The following is a 20,225-nucleotide window of genomic DNA, read 5'->3' as shown; positions in this document are numbered from 1 at the left end:
GGTCGCACTGTCGAACAGCGCCGCGCGGAAGCCGAGCTGCATGAACACCAGCACGCAGGCGAACATGACGCCGGCGATGGCCGAGGCCAGCCGCGCCTTCTCCGACCATAGCTGCCGCCAGGCGAGCCGCACCGCGAGCAGCGCCGAGGATGCGAGGCCCGGCGCGCGCCGCGGCGCAAGGGAAGCGCTGGCACTCATGGCCGGATCGCCACCTGCACCTGCATGTTGGACCGCCGCGCCAGCGCCGCCACGCCATCGGGTGCCAGGGTCAGCCGCACCTCCACCGTCCGCGCATCCACGGCCGCGACGGGGTCGGTGCCGGCCTGGGTGGTGCGGCGCACCTGCCAGCCGATCTCGCGCACCGTGGCGGTGAAGCGGCGCGGCTCGCCAGGCACCACCACCTCGGCCGCCGCGCCCTGGCGCAGGCGCGGCAGGTCGGTCTCGAACACCTCCGCCACGACATCCATCGCGGTCAGGTCGGCCATCTCCAGCACGCCGTCATTGCCCACCGCCTCCCCCGCCCGGGTCAGCACGCGCAGCACGGTGCCGGCGATCGGTGCGCGCAGCCGGGCCATGCCGGCCTCCGCCCGGGCGCGGGCGACGGCCGCTTCGGCGGCGGTGTATTCGGCCAGGGCCAGGGCCAGGTCCTCGGGGCGCGGGCTGAGCAGGGTGTCCAGCGCCGCCTCCGCCTCCGCCCGTTCGGCGCGGGCCTGGTTGGCGGCGAAGCGGTTGCGCTCCGCGGTGGCTTCCGCGCCGGCGCCGCTGCGCTGCAGGCGCTCTGCCCGCTCCGCCTCCCGCCGCGCGCTGGCCTCGGCATTGCGCAGCGCCTCGACGCGGGCGCGCTGGGCGGCCACTTCGCTGGCGCGGCCGGCGGCGCGGGTGCGGGCCAGGCGCGCGGCGGCCTGCGCCAGTTGCGCCTCCGCCTGCGCCAGGGCGGCGTCCTTCAGCGCGGCGTCATGGAATTCGGCCACCACCTGGCCGGCGGCCACGGCATCGCCTTCCGCCACCAGCAGGCGCGCGATGCGCGCACCCTCCACCCCACCAGCCGGCGCCAGACGCAGGATGCGGGAGGCCGGCTCCACCCGCCCGAGCGCGCCGACGCCGGCGGAGGATGGGGCAGCGGGTGTCGGGGGCGCGGGTTGCGGCGTGGCGGCATTGCCCAGCATCCACCAGCCGCCCAGGGCCAGCGCCAGCAGCAACAGGGCGCCGGTCACGAGGCGCGTGCGGGTCATGGCGCGGTCTCCAGCAGCCGCTCCAGCGCCACGCGCAGATCGGCCAATTCCGTCGGGTTGAGCGCATAGAGACCGAAGACATGCACCATGAACAGCCCATCCGTTGCGCACATGATCGCCTGGCCGACCCCAGGCGCCAGCCCATCCCTGGCGATGGCGGCACGCATCGTGGCGAAGACGGCGCGCACCGGGTCCAGCAGCGCCGGGTCGTGGTGGAAGGCGGCCAGGAAGACCGCCGCGGCACGGTCCTGCTGCGCGCAGGCGGCGACCGGCTCGTTGAAGGCCCAGGCCAGCATGGCGCGGGCGGTGCGGCCGCGGCCTTCCGGCTGGGCGGCGATGGCGGCGGCGAAATCCGCCTCGATCGCGGCGGCGAGCCGTCCGAGCATGGTGCTGAGCAGCGCTTCCTTCGAAGCGAAATGGTACAGCAGCCCGCCCTTGGAGATGCCGGCATCGCGCGCCGCCGCCTCCAGCGTCAGGGCGTGGACCCCACGCGCCTGCACGATCGCCTCCGCGGCGTCGAGGATACGGGTGCGGGAATCGGCGTGGGAATCGACCATGCCGAGTCAGCTATACCGTCTGGACGGTTTTTCAACCGGCCGGACGGTAAAGTTGCTCCCGGGTTGATGCCGGCAACGCGCCTTGTCACCATGGCATCGATGCGCGCCCCCGACCCCTCCGAGCTGACCTTCGCCCGCGGCACCATGCTCGCCTGGGACCCGCCGGCGCCCCGCCCTGGTGCGCCAGCCCTGGTGCTGCTGCATGGCGCGGCCTGCGGGGCGTGGGTCTGGTCGGAGGGCTTCGCCGGCCGGCTGGCCGCCTGCGGCCATGCGGTGTTCGCGCCGGGCTTCACCGCCGCCCGCAACGGCGCCCCCGCCGGGCTGGCGGACTACGCCGCGGATGCCCGCGCGGCCATCGAGTCGCTGCACCGCAGGGTGGTGCTGGTGGGCCATTCGCTGGGTGGGCTGGTGGCGCAACGCGTGCTGGATGCGCCGGAGGTGGCGGGCCTCGCCCTGCTGGCGCCGGCCCCGCCGGAGGGGCTGGCCTGGGCGAATTGGCGCCTCGCCATGGCCGACCCGCCCTTGTGGCGCGCCGTGGCGCGAATGACGGAGCCGGGTGGGGCGGCAGGCGAAGCGGCGGTGCTGCGCCGCGCGCTGTTTGGACCGGCGATGCCCGAGGCGCTCGCCCTGCACCACGTCTCCCGCATGGGGGGCGAAAGCCGCGTCGCCCTGCTGGAAGCGCAGGCGCCGCAGCCGGTGCCGCCGGCCTGGAGCCTGGGCAAGCCGGCGGTGGTGTTCGGCGGCAGGCGGGACCCGCTGGTGCCGCCGGATGCCGTGGTCCGCACCGCCGCCTGGCATGCCGCCCCCTTCGCGCTGCTGGATGGCATGGGCCATGCGATGATGCTCGACATGGGTTGGGAACGCCTGGCGGATCGCCTGGCAGCATGGCTGGAGGAAAGCTTCACGTGACGGAAACGGTACTGGTCACCGGCGGCTCGGGCGGCATCGGCCGCGCCATCGCGCAGCGCGCGGCGGAGGCCGGCTGGCGGGTGGTCAACCTCGATCTGCGCCCGCCCGAGGCGCCGCTGCCGGTGGAGGATTTCTTCACCTGCGACTTCGCGGACCTTGCCGCCACGCGGGCGGTGCTGGCGCAGGTGGCCGAACGCCATGCGCCGACGCGGCTGGTGAACAATGTGGGCGTGGTGAAGCCGGCCTCCCTGGCCGAGACCTCGGTCGAGGATCTGGCGACGGTGATGGAGGTGAACCTGCGCAGCGCCGTGCTTTCGGCGCAGGCGCTGCTGCCGGCGATGCGCGCGGCGGGGTTCGGCCGCATCGTCAACATCGCCTCCCGCGCCGCGCTCGGGAAGGAATTGCGGACCGCCTATGGCGCGTCCAAGGCCGGGCTGATCGGGCTGGCGCGGACCTGGGCGCTGGAGCTGGCGGCCGACGGCATCACGGTGAACGCCATCGGGCCGGGGCCGATCGCCACCGAGCTGTTCAAGCGCGCCAACCCGGATAACAGCCCGCGCACCCGCGCGATCATCGAGGGTGTGCCGGTGAAGCGCCTCGGCACGCCGGAGGATGTGGCCAATGGCGTGCAGTTCTTCCTGGATGGCCGCAGCGGCTTCGTCACCGGCCAGGTGCTGTATGTGTGCGGCGGGCTGACGGTGGGGCTGGCGCCGGTCTGATAGCCGGCGCCGAGCCCCGAGCTCAGGCCAGCGCCGCCCTCTCCCGCCGGCTGCGCAGGAAGTTCCAGGCGAAGATCGGCACGGCGATGGCCACGCCCACCATGGTCAGCGGCCCGTTCGGCGTGATCGTCATCAGCGCCGCCATCACCAGCCCGATCTGCGAGCCGATGCCCATATGGGTGAAGGCATAGCCGGTCAGCCCGATGCCCAGCACCAGCACGCCCAGCGCGCAGGTGAAGGTGACGAACAGGAAGCTGCTCAGGGTGAAGTCATCCACCATGATCAGCATCACCGGCGCATAGGCGAAGACGAAGGGCACCGTCGCCTTCGCCGCGCCCAGCCGGAACGCCGTCAGCCCGGTGCGGAACGGGTTCGACCCCGCAATGCCCGCCGCCGCATAGGCCGCCACACAGACCGGTGGCGTCAGGTCCGCGAGGATGCCGTAGTACAGGATGAACAGATGCGCCGCCAAAGGCGGCACGCCGAGCTGGATCACGGCCGGCGCCGCGATCGCCGCCAGCACGATGTACAGCGCCGTGGTCGGGATGCCGGCGCCCATGACGATGCAGATCAGCGCCACGAAGAGCAGCGTCAGGAACAGCGTCAGCCCCGCCAGGCTGCCGAAGCCTTCCGGCAGGATGTCGAGCAGCGGCACGAACCACTGCGCCGTGCTGGCGGCCGCCTGCGTCACGATGAAGCCGACGCGGAAGCCCGCACCGGTCAGCGTCACCACGCCCACCACCATGCCGACCGCCGCCGCCGCGGCACCGACCGCCAGCGCATAGCGCGCGCCCATGTCCAGCGCGTCCCACAGGTCGCGCAGTGTCAGCCGGTTGCGCGGGTTGAGGAAGCCCACCACGACGCACAGCGTGATGCCGACGAAGGCGGCCAGATAGGGCGTGTAGCCATCGACGATGACCCAGACGAGGGCCACCAGCGGGATCACGGTCGGCCAGCCATCGCGCACCGTCGGCCACAGCTTCGGGATCTCCTCCTCCGTCATGCCGCGCAGGCCCAGGCGCTTGGCCTCGAAATGCACCTGCACGAAGACGCCCCAGAAATGCATCGCCGCCGGCACCGCGGCCGCGATCAGCAGCGTGGTCAGCGGGATTTCCAGGAACTCGATCATCACGAAGGCCGCGGCGCCCATGATCGGCGGGGTGATCTGCCCGCCGGCGCTGGCCGCGGCTTCCACCGCGCCCGCGAAATGCGGTTTGTAGCCGATTTTCTTCATCGCCGGGATGGTCAGCGACCCGGTGGTGACGGTGTTGGCGATGGAGGAGCCGCTGATCGAGCCGAACATGGCAGACGCCAGCACCGCCACCTTGGCCGGCCCGCCCGGATAGCGCCCGGCCACCACGCTGGCGAGGTCGATGAAGAACTGGCCGAGGCCCATCCGCGTGGCGATCACGCCAAACAGCACGAAGTGGAAGACGAAGGTGGCGACCACCTTGGCGGGGATGCCGAAGATGCCCTCGCCGGTCAGGTACACATGGTTGACGAAGCCGGACCAGTCGGAGCCGGGATGCGCCAGCACGCCGGACAGATGATTGCCCCACAGCGCATAGGCGATGAAGACGCAGACGATGATGGGCAGGATCGGCCCCATGGCTCGTCGGGTCGCCTCCAGCACCAGTACCACCATGATGGTGCCCATCAGCACATCGGTCTGCGATGGATTGCCGATGCGGAAGGTCAAATCGTCGAAGATGAGCGGCAGGTAGACGGTGGCCGCGATGATTGCGGTCGCGAAGATCCAGTCCAGCACCGGCACGCCGCCGATGCGCGGACCAACGGATAGCAACCCGCCGGGAAACAGAAGGAAGATCAGGCTGAGCACGGCGGCCAGGTGGATCGCCTTGTGCCAATGCTCGGTCAGGATGCCGAAGCCCGCCGTGTAGTAGTGGAACACCGAAAGGGCGACGAGCGAGACGGAGACCAGGCCGGCTGTGAAGCCCTTCAGGTCGCGGAAGCGCAGTTCGGTATCCGCCTCCTTCTCCAGCCGCGCCGCGGCCTCCAGGTCGAGTTTGTTGGGCGCGGGGTGATGACCGCTCATGTGTCGGGGCCTCGGGCTACCGGAAAATCAGTCAAAACGCAGCGCCCGGCCCGACGCTTTCGCGTGGGCCGGGCGGGGTGGGCTCAAGCAGCGCGGATCAGCGCAGGATGTTGTGCTCGCGGTAGTAGCGCTCGGCGCCCGGGTGGAACGGCACCACGCCGCGGCCGGTCAGCGCGCCTTCCTTGACGATCTCGCGGCCCTTGGCGTGGCCACGGTCCAGCAGGCCACGGGTGGTGTCCGACCACAGCGCGCGGGTGATGGCATAGACCGTCTCCTCCGGCACCGTATCCCGCACCGCCAGCACGGCGCCGACCGTCAGGGTCGGGATATCGGCTTCCAGACCCTCATAGGCCGTCCGCGGGATGGTGCCGGTGCCGTAGAAGGGCGCGCGCTCGATCACCTTCTGCGCTTCCGCACCGGTGATCGGCAGGATGCGGCAGCCGGCGCGGCTGCAGAACTCGGTGAAGGCGGCGGCGGGGTAGCCGACCACGGTGAAGGTCGCGTCCAGGCCACGATCCTGCATCCGCTCCGTCCCCTGCGCCTGGTTCAGGAATTCCGCGGTGTATTCGCGGCCGGCACGCAGGCCATTGGCCTCCAGGATCATCTCCGCGCCGATGCGCGCGCCGCTGGCCTGCAGGCCGATGGCGATGCGCTTGCCGGCGAGGTCGGAGAAGCCACGGATGGCGCTGTCGCGGCGCACCACTGCGTGGATGTGTTCCGGGAACAGGTGCGCCACGAAGCGCAGGCGGTCCACCTTCGGACGGCCCTCGAACAGGCCGGTGCCGGTGAAGGACCAATGCGCCACGTCGGACTGGGTGAAACCGGCCTCGGCATTGCCGGACTGGATCAGGTTGACGTTCTGCACGCTGCCCTGGGTGGCGACGGCGACCGCCACCATGCCGGGCACGCCATCCGTGGCGCCGGCCGCGTTGCAGGGCGCGCCGGGGGGGCAGGAGATCGCGTTCGCGATGATGCCGCCGATCGGATAATAGGTGCCGCCGGCCGAACCGGTGCCAATGCGGAAGAATTGCGGCGCCTGGGCGGACGCCAGGCTGGGCGCCAGCGCACCGGCGGCGGCGGCGAGGCCGAGGCCGCGTCGCGTCAGGGTGAATTCGTTCATTTTTTTCTGCCTCGTTGAAGTCTGCCAGCGACGGCACCCTAGGCGGGGATCGGGGGTTGCGACAACACCCCTGGAACGAGGCGGCAACGTGCCGCCGGCCCTCTCAGCCCAGGCGCCGCATGCGGAAGCCGGGGGCCCAGCGCCGCGTGCGGGAGCCGGGGGCCGACCGCCGCGTGCGGCGCCTAAGCCGAGCGCCGCGTGCGGCGACGCGGGCTGGCCGCATTCTGCGCCAGCGCGGCGGGCCGGCTGGCATCGGTGGACTGGAAGCGGCGCTTGCCGCCGGCGATATGCGCCTCCCCCGCCGCCCGGGCGGCCAGCGCATCGCCCGCGGCGATGGCGGCCAGGATGGCGGCGTGTTCGGCGTTGCTCTCCCGCATGTTTTGCGGCTCCACCAGCGCGCGGCGTCGGAACAGGTGCAGTTCGTTGCCGAGGTCCTCATACAGCCGCTGGCCGCGTGGGCCGCCGCCCTGCAGCAGGGCGGCGTGGAAGTCGAGGTTGGCGGCATAATACTCCGTGGCGGCATCCGCGGCCCAGGCCGCCTCCATCCGCTGCACCAGGGCGCCCAGCTCCGCCAGCTGCGCCGGGGTCGCCGTGCCGGCCAGGCGGGCGCAGGCCAGGCCGGTCAGCGCCGCGCGCAGGTCATAGATCTCCAGCGCCTCCGTCGCGCTGACGCTGCGGACATAGCTGCCCTGGTTGCGGACGGAGACCACCAGGCCCGAGCGTTCCAGCCCGCGCACCGCTTCCCGCACCGGCCCGCGGGAAACCCCGAGGCGCAGCGCAAGCTGCTGTTCATTCAGCCTTTCCCCGGCGGGCAAGGCGCCTGAGAGGATCATCGCCTCCAGCTCCTGCGAGACCAGGGAGGCGAGCGAGCGGGTTCGCACGATGTCGAGCGCCGTGGGCGGAGATTCGGGCTGAATCGGGTCTTCCTCCATCCTCGAAAACTGGCTTCGTCAAGTGCAGGCTGTCAACAGTTTGCCGCAGCCGAGGCCAGTGCTAGACATCGCCTACCCGAAGGAGAAACGCCATGGCCCAGACCGAAGGGACGCCGCAGGCGTCCACCGCACTGTCCCGCTTCACCGTCCTCGACCTGACCCGTGTGCGCTCCGGCCCCACCTGCGTGCGGCAGCTGGCCGATTGGGGCGCCAATGTCATCAAGATCGAGATGCCGGAAGGCCTCGACCAGGGCGACCCGATGGGCGGCCCGCGCATGGGCTCCGACTTTCAGAACCTGCACCGCAACAAGCGCGGCATCACGCTGAACCTGAAGGACAAGGACGGCGTCGCCCTGCTGAAGAAGCTGGTCGAGAAGGCCGATGTGGTGGTGGAGAATTTCCGCCCCGATGTGAAGACGCGGCTCGGCATCGATTATGAGGCGCTCTCGGCGGTGAACCCGAAGCTGATCTATGCCTCGATCTCCGGTTTCGGCCAGGACGGCCCCTATGCCGGCCGCCCGGGCTTCGACCAGATCGCGCAGGGCATGGGCGGGCTGATGTCCATCACCGGCCTGCCGGGCCAGGGCCCGGTGCGCGTCGGCATCCCGATCGCCGATCTTTGCGCCGGTCTGTTCGCCGCCCAGGGCATCATGATCGCGCTGCTGGAGCGGGAGGTTTCGGGCAAGGGCCAGTGGGTGCAGACCAGCCTGCTGCAGGCGCAGATCTTCATGCTGGATTTCCAGGCCAGCCGCTGGCTGATGCAGGGCGAGGTGCCGAAGCAGGCGGGCAACAACCACCCGACCAGCATCCCCACCGGCGTCTTCAAGACCAGCGACGGCTACATCAACATCGCCGCCACCGGCCAGCGGATCTGGGAGCGTTGCTGCCAGGCCTTCGGCAAGCCGGAATGGGTGAAGGACGCGCGCTTCGTCAGCGGCGACGCCCGCAGCAAGAACCGGGACGTGCTGAATGAGGGTATCGAGGCCGTCACCGTCACCAACACCTCCGCCTACTGGGTCGAGGCGCTGAACGAACAGGGCGTGCCCTGCGGCCCGATCTACAAGGTGGATGAGGTCTTCGCGGACCCGCAGGTGCAGCATCTCGGCATCGCCAAGACGCTGAATGGCGGCAATCGCGGCGAGGTCGCCTATGTCGGCCAGCCGATCGACATGTCCCGCACCCCGTCCAACATCGTGACGCATCCGCCGGCGATCGGCGAGCACACGGATGAAGTGCTGGCCGGCCTCGGCCTGGATGCGGCGACCATCGCCGACCTCCGCGCCCGCCACGTGGTTTGAAGGAGTCGAGCAGATGGACGGCATGATCGTGACGGGTTCGGAAAAGATGCTGGCCCGCAAGGCGGACGGCATCGGCTGGGTGACCTTCAACAACCCGGAACGGCACAACGCCGTCTCGATGGAGATGTGGGAAGCGCTGGAGCGGATCATGGCCGACTACACGGCCGATCCCGCGGTGCGCGTGGTGGTGCTGACCGGGGCCGGTGGCCGCGCCTTCGTCTCCGGCGCCGATATCTCGAAGTTCGAATCCGAGCGCAGCGGGGAGGCCGCGGTGGCTGCCTACCAGGCGCAGACGGCGCGGGCCTATGACGCGGTCTATGACTGCCCGAAGCCCACCATCGCCATGATCCAGGGCCATTGCATCGGCGGCGGCACGGCGCTGGCCGTGTGCTGCGACATGCGGATCTGCGGCGAGAGCGCCAGCTTCGGCGTGCCGGCGGCCAAGCTCGGCCTCGGCTACCCGCTGCATGGCCTGCGCAAGCTGGTGGATCTGGTCGGCCCGTCCTTCGCCAAGGAAATCTTCTTCACCGCGAAGAAGTGGTCCTCCGAGGATGCCCGCATCATGGGTCTGGTGAACCGCGTGGTGCCGAACGATCAGCTCGAGGCCTTCGTGACGGACTACGCCAAGACCATCGCCGGCAATGCGCCGCTGACGGTGGGCAGCGCGAAGTACATCATCGGCCAGGCGCTGAAGGATCGGGGCGAGGCCGACGAGGCGAAGTGCGACGCGATGGTCAAGGCCTGCTTCGCCAGCGAGGATTACGTGGAAGGCCGCCGCGCCTTCATGGAAAAGCGGCCGCCCCAATTCAAGGGTCGCTGATCAAGGGACGCTGACCAGGGGACGCCGACAAGCTGGACGGGCGGCAAGGTCCGGTGCATGTGACGGGTTGCGTTACGGAGACCCGCCAATGCCCCGCACCACCCGTCGCCTGATCCTCGGCAGCATCCTCGGCACGCCCTTCGTCGCCCGTGCCCAAGGCGCCTGGCGTCCGAGCCGGCCGATCCGCCTGGTGGTGCCGTTTGCGCCGGGCGGGCTGACGGACATCCTGGCCCGCGCCGTGGCGGACCGCCTCACCCCGGTCTTCGGCCAGCCCATGGTGGTGGAAAACCGGGCCGGCGCCGGGGGCAACCTGGCGGCGGAAGCCGTGGCGCGTGCCGCGCCGGATGGCCATGCGCTGCTGGTCGCGACCCAGGGCATCATCGCCATCAACAAGGCGATGTTCGCCCGCCTGTCCTACGACCCGGACGAGGATTTCACCGCCATCGCCATGCTGGCACAGCAGCCCAACCTGCTGGTGGTCTCGCCCCGGGCGCTGCCGGATGTCACCACCCTGGCGGAGCTGATCGCCAAGGCGAAGGCGACGCCGGGCGGCATGCCCTATGGCTCGAACGGCGTTGGCTCCTTCACCCATCTGTCGATGGAGTTGCTGCGCGCCTCGGCGGGGCTGGAAATGACGCATGTGCCCTATCGCGGCAGCGCCCCGCTGCTGACGGATATGGTGGCCGGCACCATCCCCGTGGCCTTCGACGGCCTCGCCACCTCCGCCCCGCAGGTCGGGCCGGGCGGGGCACTGCGCGCCATCGCGGTTACCTCCGCCCGCCGCTTCCGCGCCATGCCGGATGTGCCGGCGGTGGCGGAGACGCTGGAAGGCTTCGATGCCAGCCCCTGGTACGGCATCTTTGCGCAGTCGAAGCTGGAGGCGCCGGTGCTGGCGGCGCTGGAGGCCGGATTCCGCCAGGTGCTGGACAGCCCGGAATGGGCGGCGCTGCTGGAACAGCGCCAGGCGGATGCCATGCCGCAGGGCCGCGAAGCCCTGGCGCCGCTGATGGCGCGCGAACGCCGAGTGTGGCGCGACGCGGTGGCACGGTCCGGCGCGCGCGCGGATTGAGCCTGTTCGAGACCATCCCGGCCGCCTTTGACGGGCCGCGCGGCGCGGCGGCGGCGAAGGCGCGGCTGCTGCTGCTGGACAGCCTCGGCTGCGCCCTGGCCGGTCTGCGCCATCCGCGCGTCGCTGCCTTCGCCCAGGCCATGCAGGCGGGTTTTCCGGGCGGCGTGGCGCTGGGCGGCGCGCGGCTGGCCCCCGCGGCAGCGGCAGCGGTGCTGTCCGCCGCCACCTGCTGGGATGAGGCGAATGAGGGTCTGGCCCGCGCGCATGGCCGCCCCGCCCTGCCCGTCGCGCCGCTCGCCTTGGTGGCACGCGCGCAGGGCGCCGACCCGGCCCTGGCGCTGGCCGCCTTCGCGCTCGGCTATGAGGTCGCGGCCCGTGCCGGGGAAGCCTGGCGGATCAAGCCCGGGATGCATGTGGACGGATCCTGGCACAGCCTGGGCGCTGCCGCCGCCGCGGCGCGGCTGATCGGGCTGGATGCGGCGGGGGTGGCGCGCGCGGTGCGGCTTGCCGCCTGCCAGATTCCCTTTGCGATGTACGCGCCGATCGCCGCCGGGATGGATGGGCGCAACAGCTACCCGGCCCATGCCGCGCTGCTCGGCCAGATGGCCGCCGCGGCCGCGATGGCCGGGATGGACGCGCCGGAGCAAGGTTTCGCCGAAGCCCGTCGCATCGCGCTCGGCCACGACGCGCCGGCTGTGATGGCCCCGCCCGGAATTTGGCTGCTGGAGGAAGCATATCAAAAACCCTTCGCCGGGGTCCGCCACGCGCATTACGCCGCCGCCGCCGCGATCGCGCTGCGCCCGCGCCTCACCGGCCCGCCGCGCCGCATCACGGTCGCAACCTATGCCGAGGCGCTGCGCTATGCCGGCAACCGCGCGCCGATTGCTGCCATTTCCGCGCAGTTCAGCCTGAGCTGGGCGGTTGCCGCGGCGCTCACACAGGGCGATCTCGGCCCGGCCGCCTATACCGAGGCCGCGCTGGCCGACCCCACGCTGCGCGCGCTGGAGGCGATGGTGGAATTGCGGGAGGATGCGGCAATGACCGAATCCGGCACCCGCGGCGCCACCGTCACCGTCGATGGCCAGTCCGAGACCGTCCATCACATCACCGGCGACCCCGGCCACCCCATGACCGAGGCTGAGACGATCGCCAAATTCACCCGCTTCGCCACCCCCGCGCTGGGTGAGGCCGGCACCGCCCGCGCCATCGCCGCGCTGCTGGCCGATGCCCCGGCGGAGGGTCTGTTCGATGTACGGTGAAACCGAGGTGCTGATCGCCGGTGCCGGCCCCGTCGGGCTGGCCCTGGCACTCGCCCTGACCGAGCGCGGCGTGGCGGTGCGGGTGCTGGAGAAGCGGGAGGGCCTGTCCGCCGCCTCCCGCGCCTCCACCTTCCACCCGCCGACGCTGGATGCGCTGGAAGAATTGGGCGTGCTGGCGCCGCTGCTGCCGGGCGGCGTGCGGGTGGACCGCATCCTGTGGCAGCGGGTGGATACCGGGGCGCAGGCCGCACTCGACCTGGGTATCCTGGGCGCCGAGACGGGCTTTCCCTTCCGCTGGCATCGCGAGCAACAGGACCTGACGCCCGCCCTGCTGGCCGCCCTGCCCACCGGCAGCGTCCGCTTCGGCGCCGGGGTGACGGCGCTGACGCAGGATGCGGGCGGCGTGACGCTGCGCGCCACCGATGGCAGCACGCATCGCGCGCGCTACGCCGTGGGCTGCGACGGCGCCTCCGGCGCGGTGCGCGACCTGGCGGGGATCGGGGCGGAGACGAATGACTACGCCCATCGCGTGCTGCGGCTGCTGACGCCGCTCGATCTGCGCGAGGTACTGCCGGGGCTGGATGGGCTTGGCTACCTGTTCGACGAGACCGGGTCCTGTTCCCTGCTGCGGATGCCGGAGAACTGGCGCCTGATCTTCCGGATCGCGCCGGAGATGTCGGACAGGGATGCGATGGCGGAAGCCCATGCCCGCGCCCGTATCGCTCGCTTCCTGCCGGCGGCGGCGGAGTTGGAGATTTCGGGCCGCGACGTCTATGGCGTGAAGCGTGCCATGGCCACCGCCTACCGCGCCGGCCGGGTGCTGCTGGCGGGCGATGCCGCGCATCTGACCAACACGCGCGGTGGCATGAACATGAATGCCGGTATCCATGACGCGATGACGCTGGCTGCGACGCTCGACCTGGTGCTGGGTGGGGAGCCGGACCGGCTGTTGCAGGAATGGGCGGATGCCCGCCTGGCCGTGGTGCGCGACGCGCTGCTGCCGCGGACCGATAGCCGCGTGGCGTCCAACCCGGCCGAGGAGGTGGCGCGGATGGCGGCCCTTTCACCGGATGGGCAGCGCATCTGGGCGCGGCAGGCCTCGATGCTGGACCTGGCCCGGATCGGAATGCCCCAATGAGCTGGCCCACACCCCGCCATGTGCCGACGCATCGCATCGGCCTGCTGGCGCCCTCGGCCAATCCGGCGGTGGAGCCGGAGATGCATGACCTGCTGGTGCCCGGTGCCGCGCTGCATGTCACCCGCCTGCCGGTGATGCCCGGCACCACGCTGGAACAGCGCAACGCCGCCTACCCGGCCGCCATGGCCGCCTCGCTCGGGGATTTCGGGACGCTGGCGCTGGATGCGGTGGTGGTGGGCCTGACCGGGCCGAGCTACGCCGCGCCGCCGGCCGAGGATGCCGCCTTGCAGGACCGGCTGTCCGAAACCGCCGGGCGCCCGGTGCTGCTGGCAGCCCGCGCCATCGCCCTGTCCCTGGAGGTCCTGGCCCGGCCGAAGCTGCTGCTGGTCTCGCCCTATCCCGGCTGGCTGACGGAGCGCGCGGAACGCTACTGGCGCGCCGCCGGCCTGACGCTGGTGGACAGCTTCAAGCTGTCCGAGACCTTTCGCGCCTATGAGATGTCGCCCGAGGAAGTGGCCGATGGCCTGGCGCGGCTGGCGCCGCCGGCGGATTGCGCCGTGCTGCTGTCCGGCACCGGAATGCCGACGCTAGATGCCATGCAATGGATGCAGGGGCGCATCGGCGTGCCGATGCTGTCCTCCAACCTGGCCTGCGCCTTCGCGGTGTCGCGGCGCCTCGGCCTTGCCGCCAGCCCAACACTGGCGGCCTGCTGCCCGGAACTGGCCCGGGCGCTTTAGCCGGCGGATCGCGCGATTCAGACTTTTCGGCGATCTCGCCTCAAGTCATCGCGCGCAAGCCTTACTTGCCGCGCTGCTTGCGGGCGGCGTAGCGGGCGTCCCGCTTTTCCTTTTGCTCGGCGGCGACCGCCAGGGCGCGGGCCTTCTTCTCGGCATCGAGGATGACGCTGCGGTTCTGCGCGTCGATCTCGGCGATGCGCGCGCGCTGCGCTTCCTCGGCGGCCAGACGCTCGGCTTCCTTGCGCGCGACGGCGGCGGCGGCCTCGGCGGCGGCCTTCTCGGCGGCGATCCGGGCGGCTTCGGCGGCCTTCTCGGCGGCGCGTTCCGCGATGCGGGCGGCGCGGGCATCGGCGATAGCCTTTGCCTCCGCCATCTTCCGCTGGACCTCGGGATCGTCGAGGCGCGCCTTCAGCGCCTGGAACTTCTCCGCGGTCTTCTTTCGGGCCTCTTCCGCTGCATTGCGGCGGTCATTGAAGTCGAACAGTTTTCGTGCCTGCATCCGGCTTATCTAACCCTTGTGCCACTTTTGTAAAAGGGGGGATCGCTGCGCGTCCGGTGCAACCCTCCCATCCAAAACGCCTCAATTGGCGATGGTGACGCCCGCCTCCCGCACCAGCGCGGCCCAGCGGGTCACTTCCGCCTGATGGAACGGCCCGAACGCCGCGGGCGCCATCGTGGCAATCCGGAAGCCCGCCGCTTCCAGCCGCCCGCGCACCGCCGGATCGGCCAGCGCCGCCTCGGTGGCGGCAAAAACCGCCTGGAGCACCGCCTCCGGCGTGCCGCGCGGGGCGAACAGCCCGAACCAGGCATCGCCGGAGATGTAGTCATAGCCCTGCTCGCGCAGCGTCGGTACCTCCGGAAGGTCCGGGAACCGCGCGCTCCCGCCGACGCCGAGCGCACGGATCCGACCATCGGCGGCGAGGGAGGAGACGCTGGCCCAGGTTGCCATCATGAAGTCGACGGTCCCGGCGACCAGGTCCATCGCCGCCGGCGCCGCACCCCGATAGGGAATATGGGTGGCCTGCATCCCGTTCCGCCGCGCGAAGGTCTCACTCATCAGGTGCGAGGACGAGCCGGCGGAGGACGAGGCGTAGGACAGCCCAGGCCCAGGCCGTCGTCCCAATTCGACCAGCTCCGCGACCGTCCTGGCCGGCGAGGAAGCCGGCACCACCAGCGCATGCGGTGCGCGCGCCACCAGCGTGATGGCGGCGAAGCCGGCAGGGTCGTAGGGCAGGTTCGTGATCAATGCGCCGTTTGTCGCATGGGTCTGGTTGTTGCCGAGCACCAGCGTATAGCCATCCGCCGCGGCCCGGAACACGGCATCCGCCCCGATCACGCCGCCCCCGCCGCCACGATTATCCACCACGACCTGCTGGCCCCACTGGTCCTGCCATTTGGCCGCGATCGCACGGGCCAGCACATCCGTCGTGCCGCCGGGGGGAAACGGCACCACCAGGCGGACGGTGCGCTGCGGCCAGGATGCCGCCTGGGCCGATGCCGGCGGGGCGAGCCCCAGGGCACCGATGCCGGGGAAGGCCAGAAGCGGCAGCAGCAGCGCGGTGCGGCGGGTGGGCATGTGGTGTTGCTCCGGGTGGCGTCACCGCAGTCTCGCGCCAGCCGCGGCGGGCAGGCCAGCGGATTCGCCCTCATCCGCCGCTTGCGCGGCGCCCTGGCAGCCCATAAAGCTGTGAAAGTCGAGGTTGAGGGCGCCGTATCGGCATGCACGATCCGGAGCTTCTGTTCGAATTGATCAGTCCGACCGCCCGCGTACGGTTTCGCTGATGGTTCCGAACCCGCCGATGCCCCACCACGTCTTCCTGCATGTGCCGAAGACCGCCGGCTCCACGCTTCGCACCGTGCTGTCCCGCCAGTATGGCGCGCGGCATGTGCTGTATTTCGACCTCGGCCATGGCGATCCGCGGCCGATGGCGGACATGCTGGACCAGGCGCGCGCGCGGGCCGGCACGCAGGATATACGGCTGTATACCGGCCACCAGTATCTCGGCCTGCATGCGGCGCTCGGCGAACCCTGCCTGTACTTCACCCTGCTGCGGGACCCGGTGGAGCGCGCTCTGTCCGAGTATTTCTACGCCTTCAGCTACCCGCACCACGCGCAGCGCGCCGAGATCCTGTCCGGTGCGCTGGGGCCGATGGAATTCCTCACCCGCCGCCCTGCCGGCGGCAACGCCCAGGCGCAGCAGATCGGCGGCCGCACGCAGCGCCCGCTGCTGGAAGCCGCGCTGGCCAATCTGCAGCACGCCATCGCGGCGGTTGGCGTGGCGGAGGACTTCGAGCGGTCCCTGCTGCTGATCGCCCGCCGCCTCGGCTGGGCGCCGCCGGTGCATGTGGCGCGCAACGTGACCCGCCTGGATGCGGCGCAGGAGGCGGCGCGGGCGCAGGCCCGTGCCCAGGCCGCCGCGCATCGCGGCCTGTTCGCCACCGACCAGGCGCTGCATGCGGCCGCCCGCGCCCGTCTCGATGCCGATTGCGCGGCGGAGGGCGCGGCCTTCGACTCCGCCCTGGCCGCCTTCCACCGCTGCCAGGCGGCGCTCGCCGAAGGCGCCGGCGATGCGGTGTTCGAGCGTTACGAATTCCGCGGCGACGATGCGCTGCCCCCCTGGGCGGCCGCCGTGCTCGCCGGGCCGGATTACGCCGAGGTCGCCGCGTTCCTGGCCCAGCCGCCGCGCCCCATCTCCGCGCCCGTGAACCTGATGGGCCAGGTGGCGCGGGTGGAAGGCGGCCTGGTGCAGGGCTGGGCGACCGACCTGTTCGCCACCCGCCCGGTGACGCTGCGGCTGATGGCCGGCGAGACGCCGCTCGGCGCCACCCGCGCCCAGCTGTTCCACCCCGGCCCGGAGGCCGCGCGCTTCGCCCGTGGCTGCTGCGGCTTCCGGCTGCGCCTGCCGGAAGCCGCGCCCGGCAAGCTGCGGCTGGTGGTGGATGGCACGAACCTCGCCTTGCCCGATCCGGACAGGCTGCTCGGGTAAGCCTTCGCCCTTGCCGCCTGACAGGCTATAGCCCCTGCATGAGTGACACCTCGGCCCTCGACAACGTCGCGCGCGAAGCCGCCCGGCGGCGCACCTTCGCCATCATCGCCCACCCGGACGCCGGCAAGACCACGCTGACGGAGAAGCTGCTGCTGAAAGGCGGCGCCATCCAGCTGGCGGGTGCCGTGCGCGCCAAGGGCAATGCCCGCCGCACGCGATCGGACTGGATGAAGATCGAGCAGGATCGCGGCATCTCCGTCGCGACCTCCGTCATGACCTTCGAGCGCGACGGCATGGTGTTCAACCTGCTCGACACGCCGGGCCACGAGGATTTCTCCGAGGATACCTACCGGACGCTCACCGCCGTGGACGCCGCCGTGATGGTGCTGGACGCCGCCAAGGGCATCGAGAGCCAGACCCGCAAGCTGTTCGAGGTGTGCCGGCTGCGCGACATCCCGATCGTCACCTTCGTCAACAAGATGGACCGCGAGGCGCGCGACCCCTTCGAGCTGATCGAGGAAATCCAGCAGACCCTGGCGCTGGACGCCGCCCCCGTCGCCTGGCCGGTCGGCCGCGCCAACACCTTCTGGGGCACCTACGACATCCTCGCCAGCCGGCTGATGCCGGTGGACGCGACGGAGGAAGGCGGCATCCCGGTCAGCGGCCCGGATGACCCGAAGATCGCCGAGCTGGTGGGCGAGGAACGCGCCACGCAGCTTTACGAGGACATTCTGCTCGCCGAGGCGGGGCTGGCGAAATTCGACCTGGAGAGGTTCCGGGAGGGCACGCTGACGCCGGTCTATTTCGGCTCGGCCTTGCGCGATTTCGGCGTCGGCCACCTGCTGGAAGGCCTCGCCGATTTCGCCCCACCGCCCGGCGACCGCCTGTCCGACAAGCGCCCGGTCCATGCGGCGGAGGAGAAGCTGACCGGCTTCGTCTTCAAGGTGCAGGCCAATATGGACCCGAACCACCGGGACCGCGTGGCCTTCGTGCGGCTGTGTTCCGGCCGGCTGACCAAGGGCATGCGGCTGCGCCAGGTCCGCACCGGCAAGCAGGTGCCGGTGAATGCCCCGCTGTTCTTCTTCGCCAAGGAACGCCAGGTGGCGGAAGAAGCCTGGCCCGGCGATGTGGTGGGCATCGCCAACCACGGCACGCTGCGGATCGGCGACACGCTGACGGAGGGCGAGGATATTAACTTCCGCGGTGTGCCGAGCTTCGCGCCGGAAATCCTGCGCCATGTCCGCCTCGGTGACCCGATGCTGGCCAAGAAGCTGCGCACGGCGCTGGACCAGTTGGCGGAGGAAGGCGTGGTGCAGGTGTTCCGGCCGCTCGATGGCTCGCCCCCCGTGGTCGGCGTGGTGGGACAGTTGCAGCTCGATGTGCTGAAATCCCGCCTGTCCTTCGAATACAGCGTGCCGGCGGGCTTCGACGAGACGCGCTGGCAGACCATGCGCTGGATCTCCGCGCCAGGCGGCGACCGCGCCGCGATCGAGAAATGGGCCGCCGGCAATCGCAGCGACACCGCCACCGACCATGACGGCGAATATGTCGCGCTGTTCGGCAGCGACTGGCGCCGCAAGCGGGCGGAGGAGGAATACCCCGCGCTTCGCTTCGACGCGGTGCGGGAGCAAAGCGGGCTGGTGGCGATGGTCCGCTGACCCATTTCCAGGTCGGGCGGATTCGTCCGGCGACTCGGAAAATGCGGCCGGCGATCTCAGTCGGCCAGGATCTCCACCCGGCGATCGTGAGAGCTTACGCGGCTGTACAGGTCGCGCTGTTCCGTTGGCTGGGTGGTCACCCGAAGCCGCTCCGGCGCCACACCCAGGCGCCGCAATTCGGCTGCCACCGCCTCCGCCCGCCTTCGGCTGATCAGCCCATCGACGCGCGGCCCCTGCTGTTCCTGCGCGAAGCCGCGGATGATGAGGTCGCCGGTGGCGCCGCGGGCGATCTGCGCCAGCAGCGCCAGGCAGGGCGCGTCCAGCGCGACGTCCCGGCGGGGGAACAGGCAGGCGGGCGGCTCGGGCTGGGCCAGGGCCGGGGTGGCGAACAGCAGGAAGGCGAAAAGAGCGCGCATGGCCTTAGGCTTCCCATGTCCAGGCGCGGCTGGCGAGGCGCGCGGCTTGACGTTCCGGCTTCGTTCGCCCTAATGCCCGCCCAGGCCGCATGCTGGGAAACCCGCCGCTGACCTCCGCCCCCACGCTGCGCCTCACGCGCCTCCGGCTCACGGATTTCCGCTCCTACGCCAGCTTCGAACAGCGTTTCGCGGGGCGCATCGTGGCGATCGCCGGGCCGAATGGCGTGGGCAAGACCAATCTGCTGGAAGCGATCAGCCTGCTCGGCCCCGGGCGCGGGCTGCGCGGCGCGCGGGCCGGCGAGATCGGGCGGCGGGTGCCGGGCGCGGAGCCACGCCCCTGGGCCGCCTTCGGCGCCTTCGAGGGCGCGGATGGCCCGACCGAGATCGGCACCGGCACGGTGGGCGAGAACGCCGAGACCGCCCGCCGCAGATACCTGGTGGATGGCGAGCCGGCGAAGAACCAGGCGGAACTGGCCGGGCGCGCCGCCGCGGTCTGGCTGACGCCGCAGATGGACCGGCTGTTCCAGGAAGGCGCCTCCGGCCGCCGGCGCTTCCTGGACCGCCTGGTCTGGGCGCTGGACCCCGGCCATGCGCGGGAGGTGGCAGCGCATGACGCGGCCATGGCCGGCCGCAACCGCCTGCTGGCGGAGGGCCGCCGCGATGCCGGCTGGCTGGCGGCGCTGGAGGATGCGATGGCCCGGCACGCGGTGGCCGCCGTCGCGGCGCGGCGCTCGCTCGGCCAGCGGCTGAATCTGTTGCTGGCGGCGGGCACCGCGACGGGCGCCTTCCCCGCGGCACGGCTCGACCTGATCTGCCCGATCGCGGCGGCGCTGGACCAGGCGCCGGCGCTGGCGGTGGAGGATGGGTTGCGGGACGCGCTGGCCGCCAGCCGGGGGCGCGATGCCGCGGCGGGTGGCGCGGCGCAGGGCGCGCATCGCACCGACATGGACCTGGTGCATCTGCCGAAGGGGCTGGAGGCAGCGCTGTGCTCCACCGGGGAACAGAAGGCGCTGCTGGTCTCCGTCGTGCTGGCGCATGCCACGCTGATCGGCGGCGCGCGGGGCTTCGCGCCGCTGCTGCTGCTGGATGAGGTCGCCGCCCATCTGGATCTGGCGCGGCGGGAGGCGCTGTACGACGCGCTCGCCCGCCTGCCCGCCCAGGTATTCCTGACCGGCACCGAGCCCGACATCTTCGCCCCGTTGCAGGGGCTGGCCGAGGGCTTTCAGGCAACGCCCGAGGGGCTGCGGCCGGCCTGAAAACACGCGCCGCATCTAATAAGGATGTGGCGTGGCAAATCCGGCGGTTTCCGGCTATGATG

Annotated in this window: 19 protein-coding genes and 1 pseudogene; 11 read left to right on the top strand and 9 right to left on the bottom strand. The window is 71.4% G+C overall.

Annotation, left to right across the window (positions count from 1 at the left end; all coding sequences use genetic code 11):
- The 3 genes and pseudogenes from Q8S40_RS09320 to Q8S40_RS09310 all read right to left on the bottom strand — a co-directional run.
- Positions 1 to 198 (bottom strand): annotated as a pseudogene (locus Q8S40_RS09320) (hypothetical protein); the annotation flags it as partial.
- Positions 195 to 1,232 (bottom strand): HlyD family efflux transporter periplasmic adaptor subunit, encoded by a 1,038-nt coding sequence (locus tag Q8S40_RS09315; RefSeq protein WP_305670161.1) that lies wholly within the window; start codon positions 1,230 to 1,232, stop codon positions 195 to 197. The gene Q8S40_RS09315 and the pseudogene Q8S40_RS09320, both read right to left, overlap by 4 nt.
- Entirely contained in the window at positions 1,229 to 1,789 is a 561-nt protein-coding gene (locus tag Q8S40_RS09310) for a TetR/AcrR family transcriptional regulator (RefSeq protein ID WP_304809876.1), read from the bottom strand. Before Q8S40_RS09310 ends, Q8S40_RS09315 begins: the two co-directional genes overlap by 4 nt.
- 99 nt (positions 1,790 to 1,888) lie before the next feature.
- On the opposite strand from Q8S40_RS09310, the gene Q8S40_RS09305 reads away from it, so the two are divergent.
- Positions 1,889 to 2,698: an alpha/beta hydrolase gene (locus tag Q8S40_RS09305; RefSeq protein ID WP_305670160.1), complete on the top strand. Its 810-nt coding sequence runs from the start codon at positions 1,889 to 1,891 to the stop codon at positions 2,696 to 2,698.
- Positions 2,695 to 3,417, top strand: coding sequence for an SDR family oxidoreductase (locus Q8S40_RS09300; RefSeq protein ID WP_305670159.1), 723 nt, complete (start codon positions 2,695 to 2,697; stop codon positions 3,415 to 3,417). Before Q8S40_RS09305 ends, Q8S40_RS09300 begins: the two co-directional genes overlap by 4 nt.
- 22 nt (positions 3,418 to 3,439) lie before the next feature.
- Here the strand turns inward: Q8S40_RS09300 and Q8S40_RS09295 are convergent, their stop codons facing one another.
- From Q8S40_RS09295 to Q8S40_RS09285, 3 genes are all read right to left on the bottom strand, one after another.
- Complete coding sequence (locus Q8S40_RS09295; protein ID WP_304809871.1) at positions 3,440 to 5,473, bottom strand: TRAP transporter permease; 2,034 nt, start codon at positions 5,471 to 5,473, stop codon at positions 3,440 to 3,442.
- A 97-nt stretch (positions 5,474 to 5,570) separates the two neighbouring features.
- Complete coding sequence (locus Q8S40_RS09290; RefSeq protein ID WP_304809868.1) at positions 5,571 to 6,593, bottom strand: TAXI family TRAP transporter solute-binding subunit; 1,023 nt, start codon at positions 6,591 to 6,593, stop codon at positions 5,571 to 5,573.
- Between the two features lie 182 nt (positions 6,594 to 6,775).
- Positions 6,776 to 7,474, bottom strand: coding sequence for an FCD domain-containing protein (locus Q8S40_RS09285; RefSeq protein ID WP_305670158.1), 699 nt, complete (start codon positions 7,472 to 7,474; stop codon positions 6,776 to 6,778).
- A gap of 143 nt (positions 7,475 to 7,617) precedes the next feature.
- Here Q8S40_RS09285 and Q8S40_RS09280 point away from each other — a divergent pair, with 143 nt between their 5' ends.
- From Q8S40_RS09280 to Q8S40_RS09255, 6 genes are all read left to right on the top strand, one after another.
- The gene (locus tag Q8S40_RS09280) at positions 7,618 to 8,823 is read left to right on the top strand and encodes a CaiB/BaiF CoA-transferase family protein (protein WP_305670157.1); all 1,206 of its coding nucleotides are present in this window, start codon (positions 7,618 to 7,620) and stop codon (positions 8,821 to 8,823) included.
- A 13-nt stretch (positions 8,824 to 8,836) separates the two neighbouring features.
- Complete coding sequence (locus Q8S40_RS09275) at positions 8,837 to 9,643, top strand: enoyl-CoA hydratase (protein WP_305670156.1); 807 nt, start codon at positions 8,837 to 8,839, stop codon at positions 9,641 to 9,643.
- An 88-nt stretch (positions 9,644 to 9,731) separates the two neighbouring features.
- Positions 9,732 to 10,712, top strand: a complete 981-nt coding sequence (locus Q8S40_RS09270) for a tripartite tricarboxylate transporter substrate binding protein (protein WP_305670155.1) — start codon at positions 9,732 to 9,734, stop codon at positions 10,710 to 10,712.
- Positions 10,709 to 11,971, top strand: coding sequence for an MmgE/PrpD family protein (locus Q8S40_RS09265; RefSeq protein WP_305670154.1), 1,263 nt, complete (start codon positions 10,709 to 10,711; stop codon positions 11,969 to 11,971). Before Q8S40_RS09270 ends, Q8S40_RS09265 begins: the two co-directional genes overlap by 4 nt.
- Positions 11,961 to 13,109: an NAD(P)/FAD-dependent oxidoreductase gene (locus Q8S40_RS09260; RefSeq protein WP_304809857.1), complete on the top strand. Its 1,149-nt coding sequence runs from the start codon at positions 11,961 to 11,963 to the stop codon at positions 13,107 to 13,109. Before Q8S40_RS09265 ends, Q8S40_RS09260 begins: the two co-directional genes overlap by 11 nt.
- Complete coding sequence (locus Q8S40_RS09255) at positions 13,106 to 13,846, top strand: hypothetical protein (protein WP_305670153.1); 741 nt, start codon at positions 13,106 to 13,108, stop codon at positions 13,844 to 13,846. The genes Q8S40_RS09260 and Q8S40_RS09255 overlap by 4 nt, the downstream gene beginning before the upstream one ends.
- 61 nt (positions 13,847 to 13,907) lie before the next feature.
- On the opposite strand, the gene Q8S40_RS09250 is transcribed toward Q8S40_RS09255, so the two are convergent.
- Together Q8S40_RS09250 and Q8S40_RS09245 are read right to left on the bottom strand one after the other, a co-directional pair.
- Positions 13,908 to 14,345 carry a DUF6481 family protein gene (locus Q8S40_RS09250; protein WP_304809853.1) on the bottom strand — a complete coding sequence of 146 codons (438 nt, stop codon included), beginning with the start codon at positions 14,343 to 14,345 and terminating at the stop codon, positions 13,908 to 13,910.
- An 81-nt stretch (positions 14,346 to 14,426) separates the two neighbouring features.
- Positions 14,427 to 15,422 carry a tripartite tricarboxylate transporter substrate binding protein gene (locus tag Q8S40_RS09245; protein WP_305670152.1) on the bottom strand — a complete coding sequence of 332 codons (996 nt, stop codon included), beginning with the start codon at positions 15,420 to 15,422 and terminating at the stop codon, positions 14,427 to 14,429.
- A 205-nt stretch (positions 15,423 to 15,627) separates the two neighbouring features.
- Here Q8S40_RS09245 and Q8S40_RS09240 point away from each other — a divergent pair, with 205 nt between their 5' ends.
- A complete protein-coding gene (locus Q8S40_RS09240) occupies positions 15,628 to 16,833 on the top strand; it encodes a sulfotransferase family 2 domain-containing protein (protein ID WP_305670151.1) in 1,206 nt (401 codons plus the stop codon).
- Positions 16,834 to 16,871: 38 nt separating this feature from the next.
- Positions 16,872 to 18,491, top strand: a complete 1,620-nt coding sequence (locus Q8S40_RS09235; protein WP_305670150.1) for a peptide chain release factor 3 — start codon at positions 16,872 to 16,874, stop codon at positions 18,489 to 18,491.
- A 56-nt stretch (positions 18,492 to 18,547) separates the two neighbouring features.
- On the opposite strand, the gene Q8S40_RS09230 is transcribed toward Q8S40_RS09235, so the two are convergent.
- Positions 18,548 to 18,907 carry a hypothetical protein gene (locus Q8S40_RS09230; protein ID WP_305670149.1) on the bottom strand — a complete coding sequence of 120 codons (360 nt, stop codon included), beginning with the start codon at positions 18,905 to 18,907 and terminating at the stop codon, positions 18,548 to 18,550.
- 89 nt (positions 18,908 to 18,996) lie between these two features.
- Here Q8S40_RS09230 and recF point away from each other — a divergent pair, with 89 nt between their 5' ends.
- Positions 18,997 to 20,163 (top strand): DNA replication/repair protein RecF, encoded by a 1,167-nt coding sequence (gene recF / locus Q8S40_RS09225; RefSeq protein WP_305670148.1) that lies wholly within the window; start codon positions 18,997 to 18,999, stop codon positions 20,161 to 20,163.
- Positions 20,164 to 20,225: the final 62 nt, after the last annotated feature.

It is taken from the genome of Falsiroseomonas sp., from assembly GCF_030695085.1.
Lineage (GTDB): Bacteria > Pseudomonadota > Alphaproteobacteria > Acetobacterales > Acetobacteraceae > Falsiroseomonas.
The sequence above is the reverse complement of the archived record's forward strand: the minus strand, read 5'-3'. Positions and strand labels throughout refer to the sequence as shown.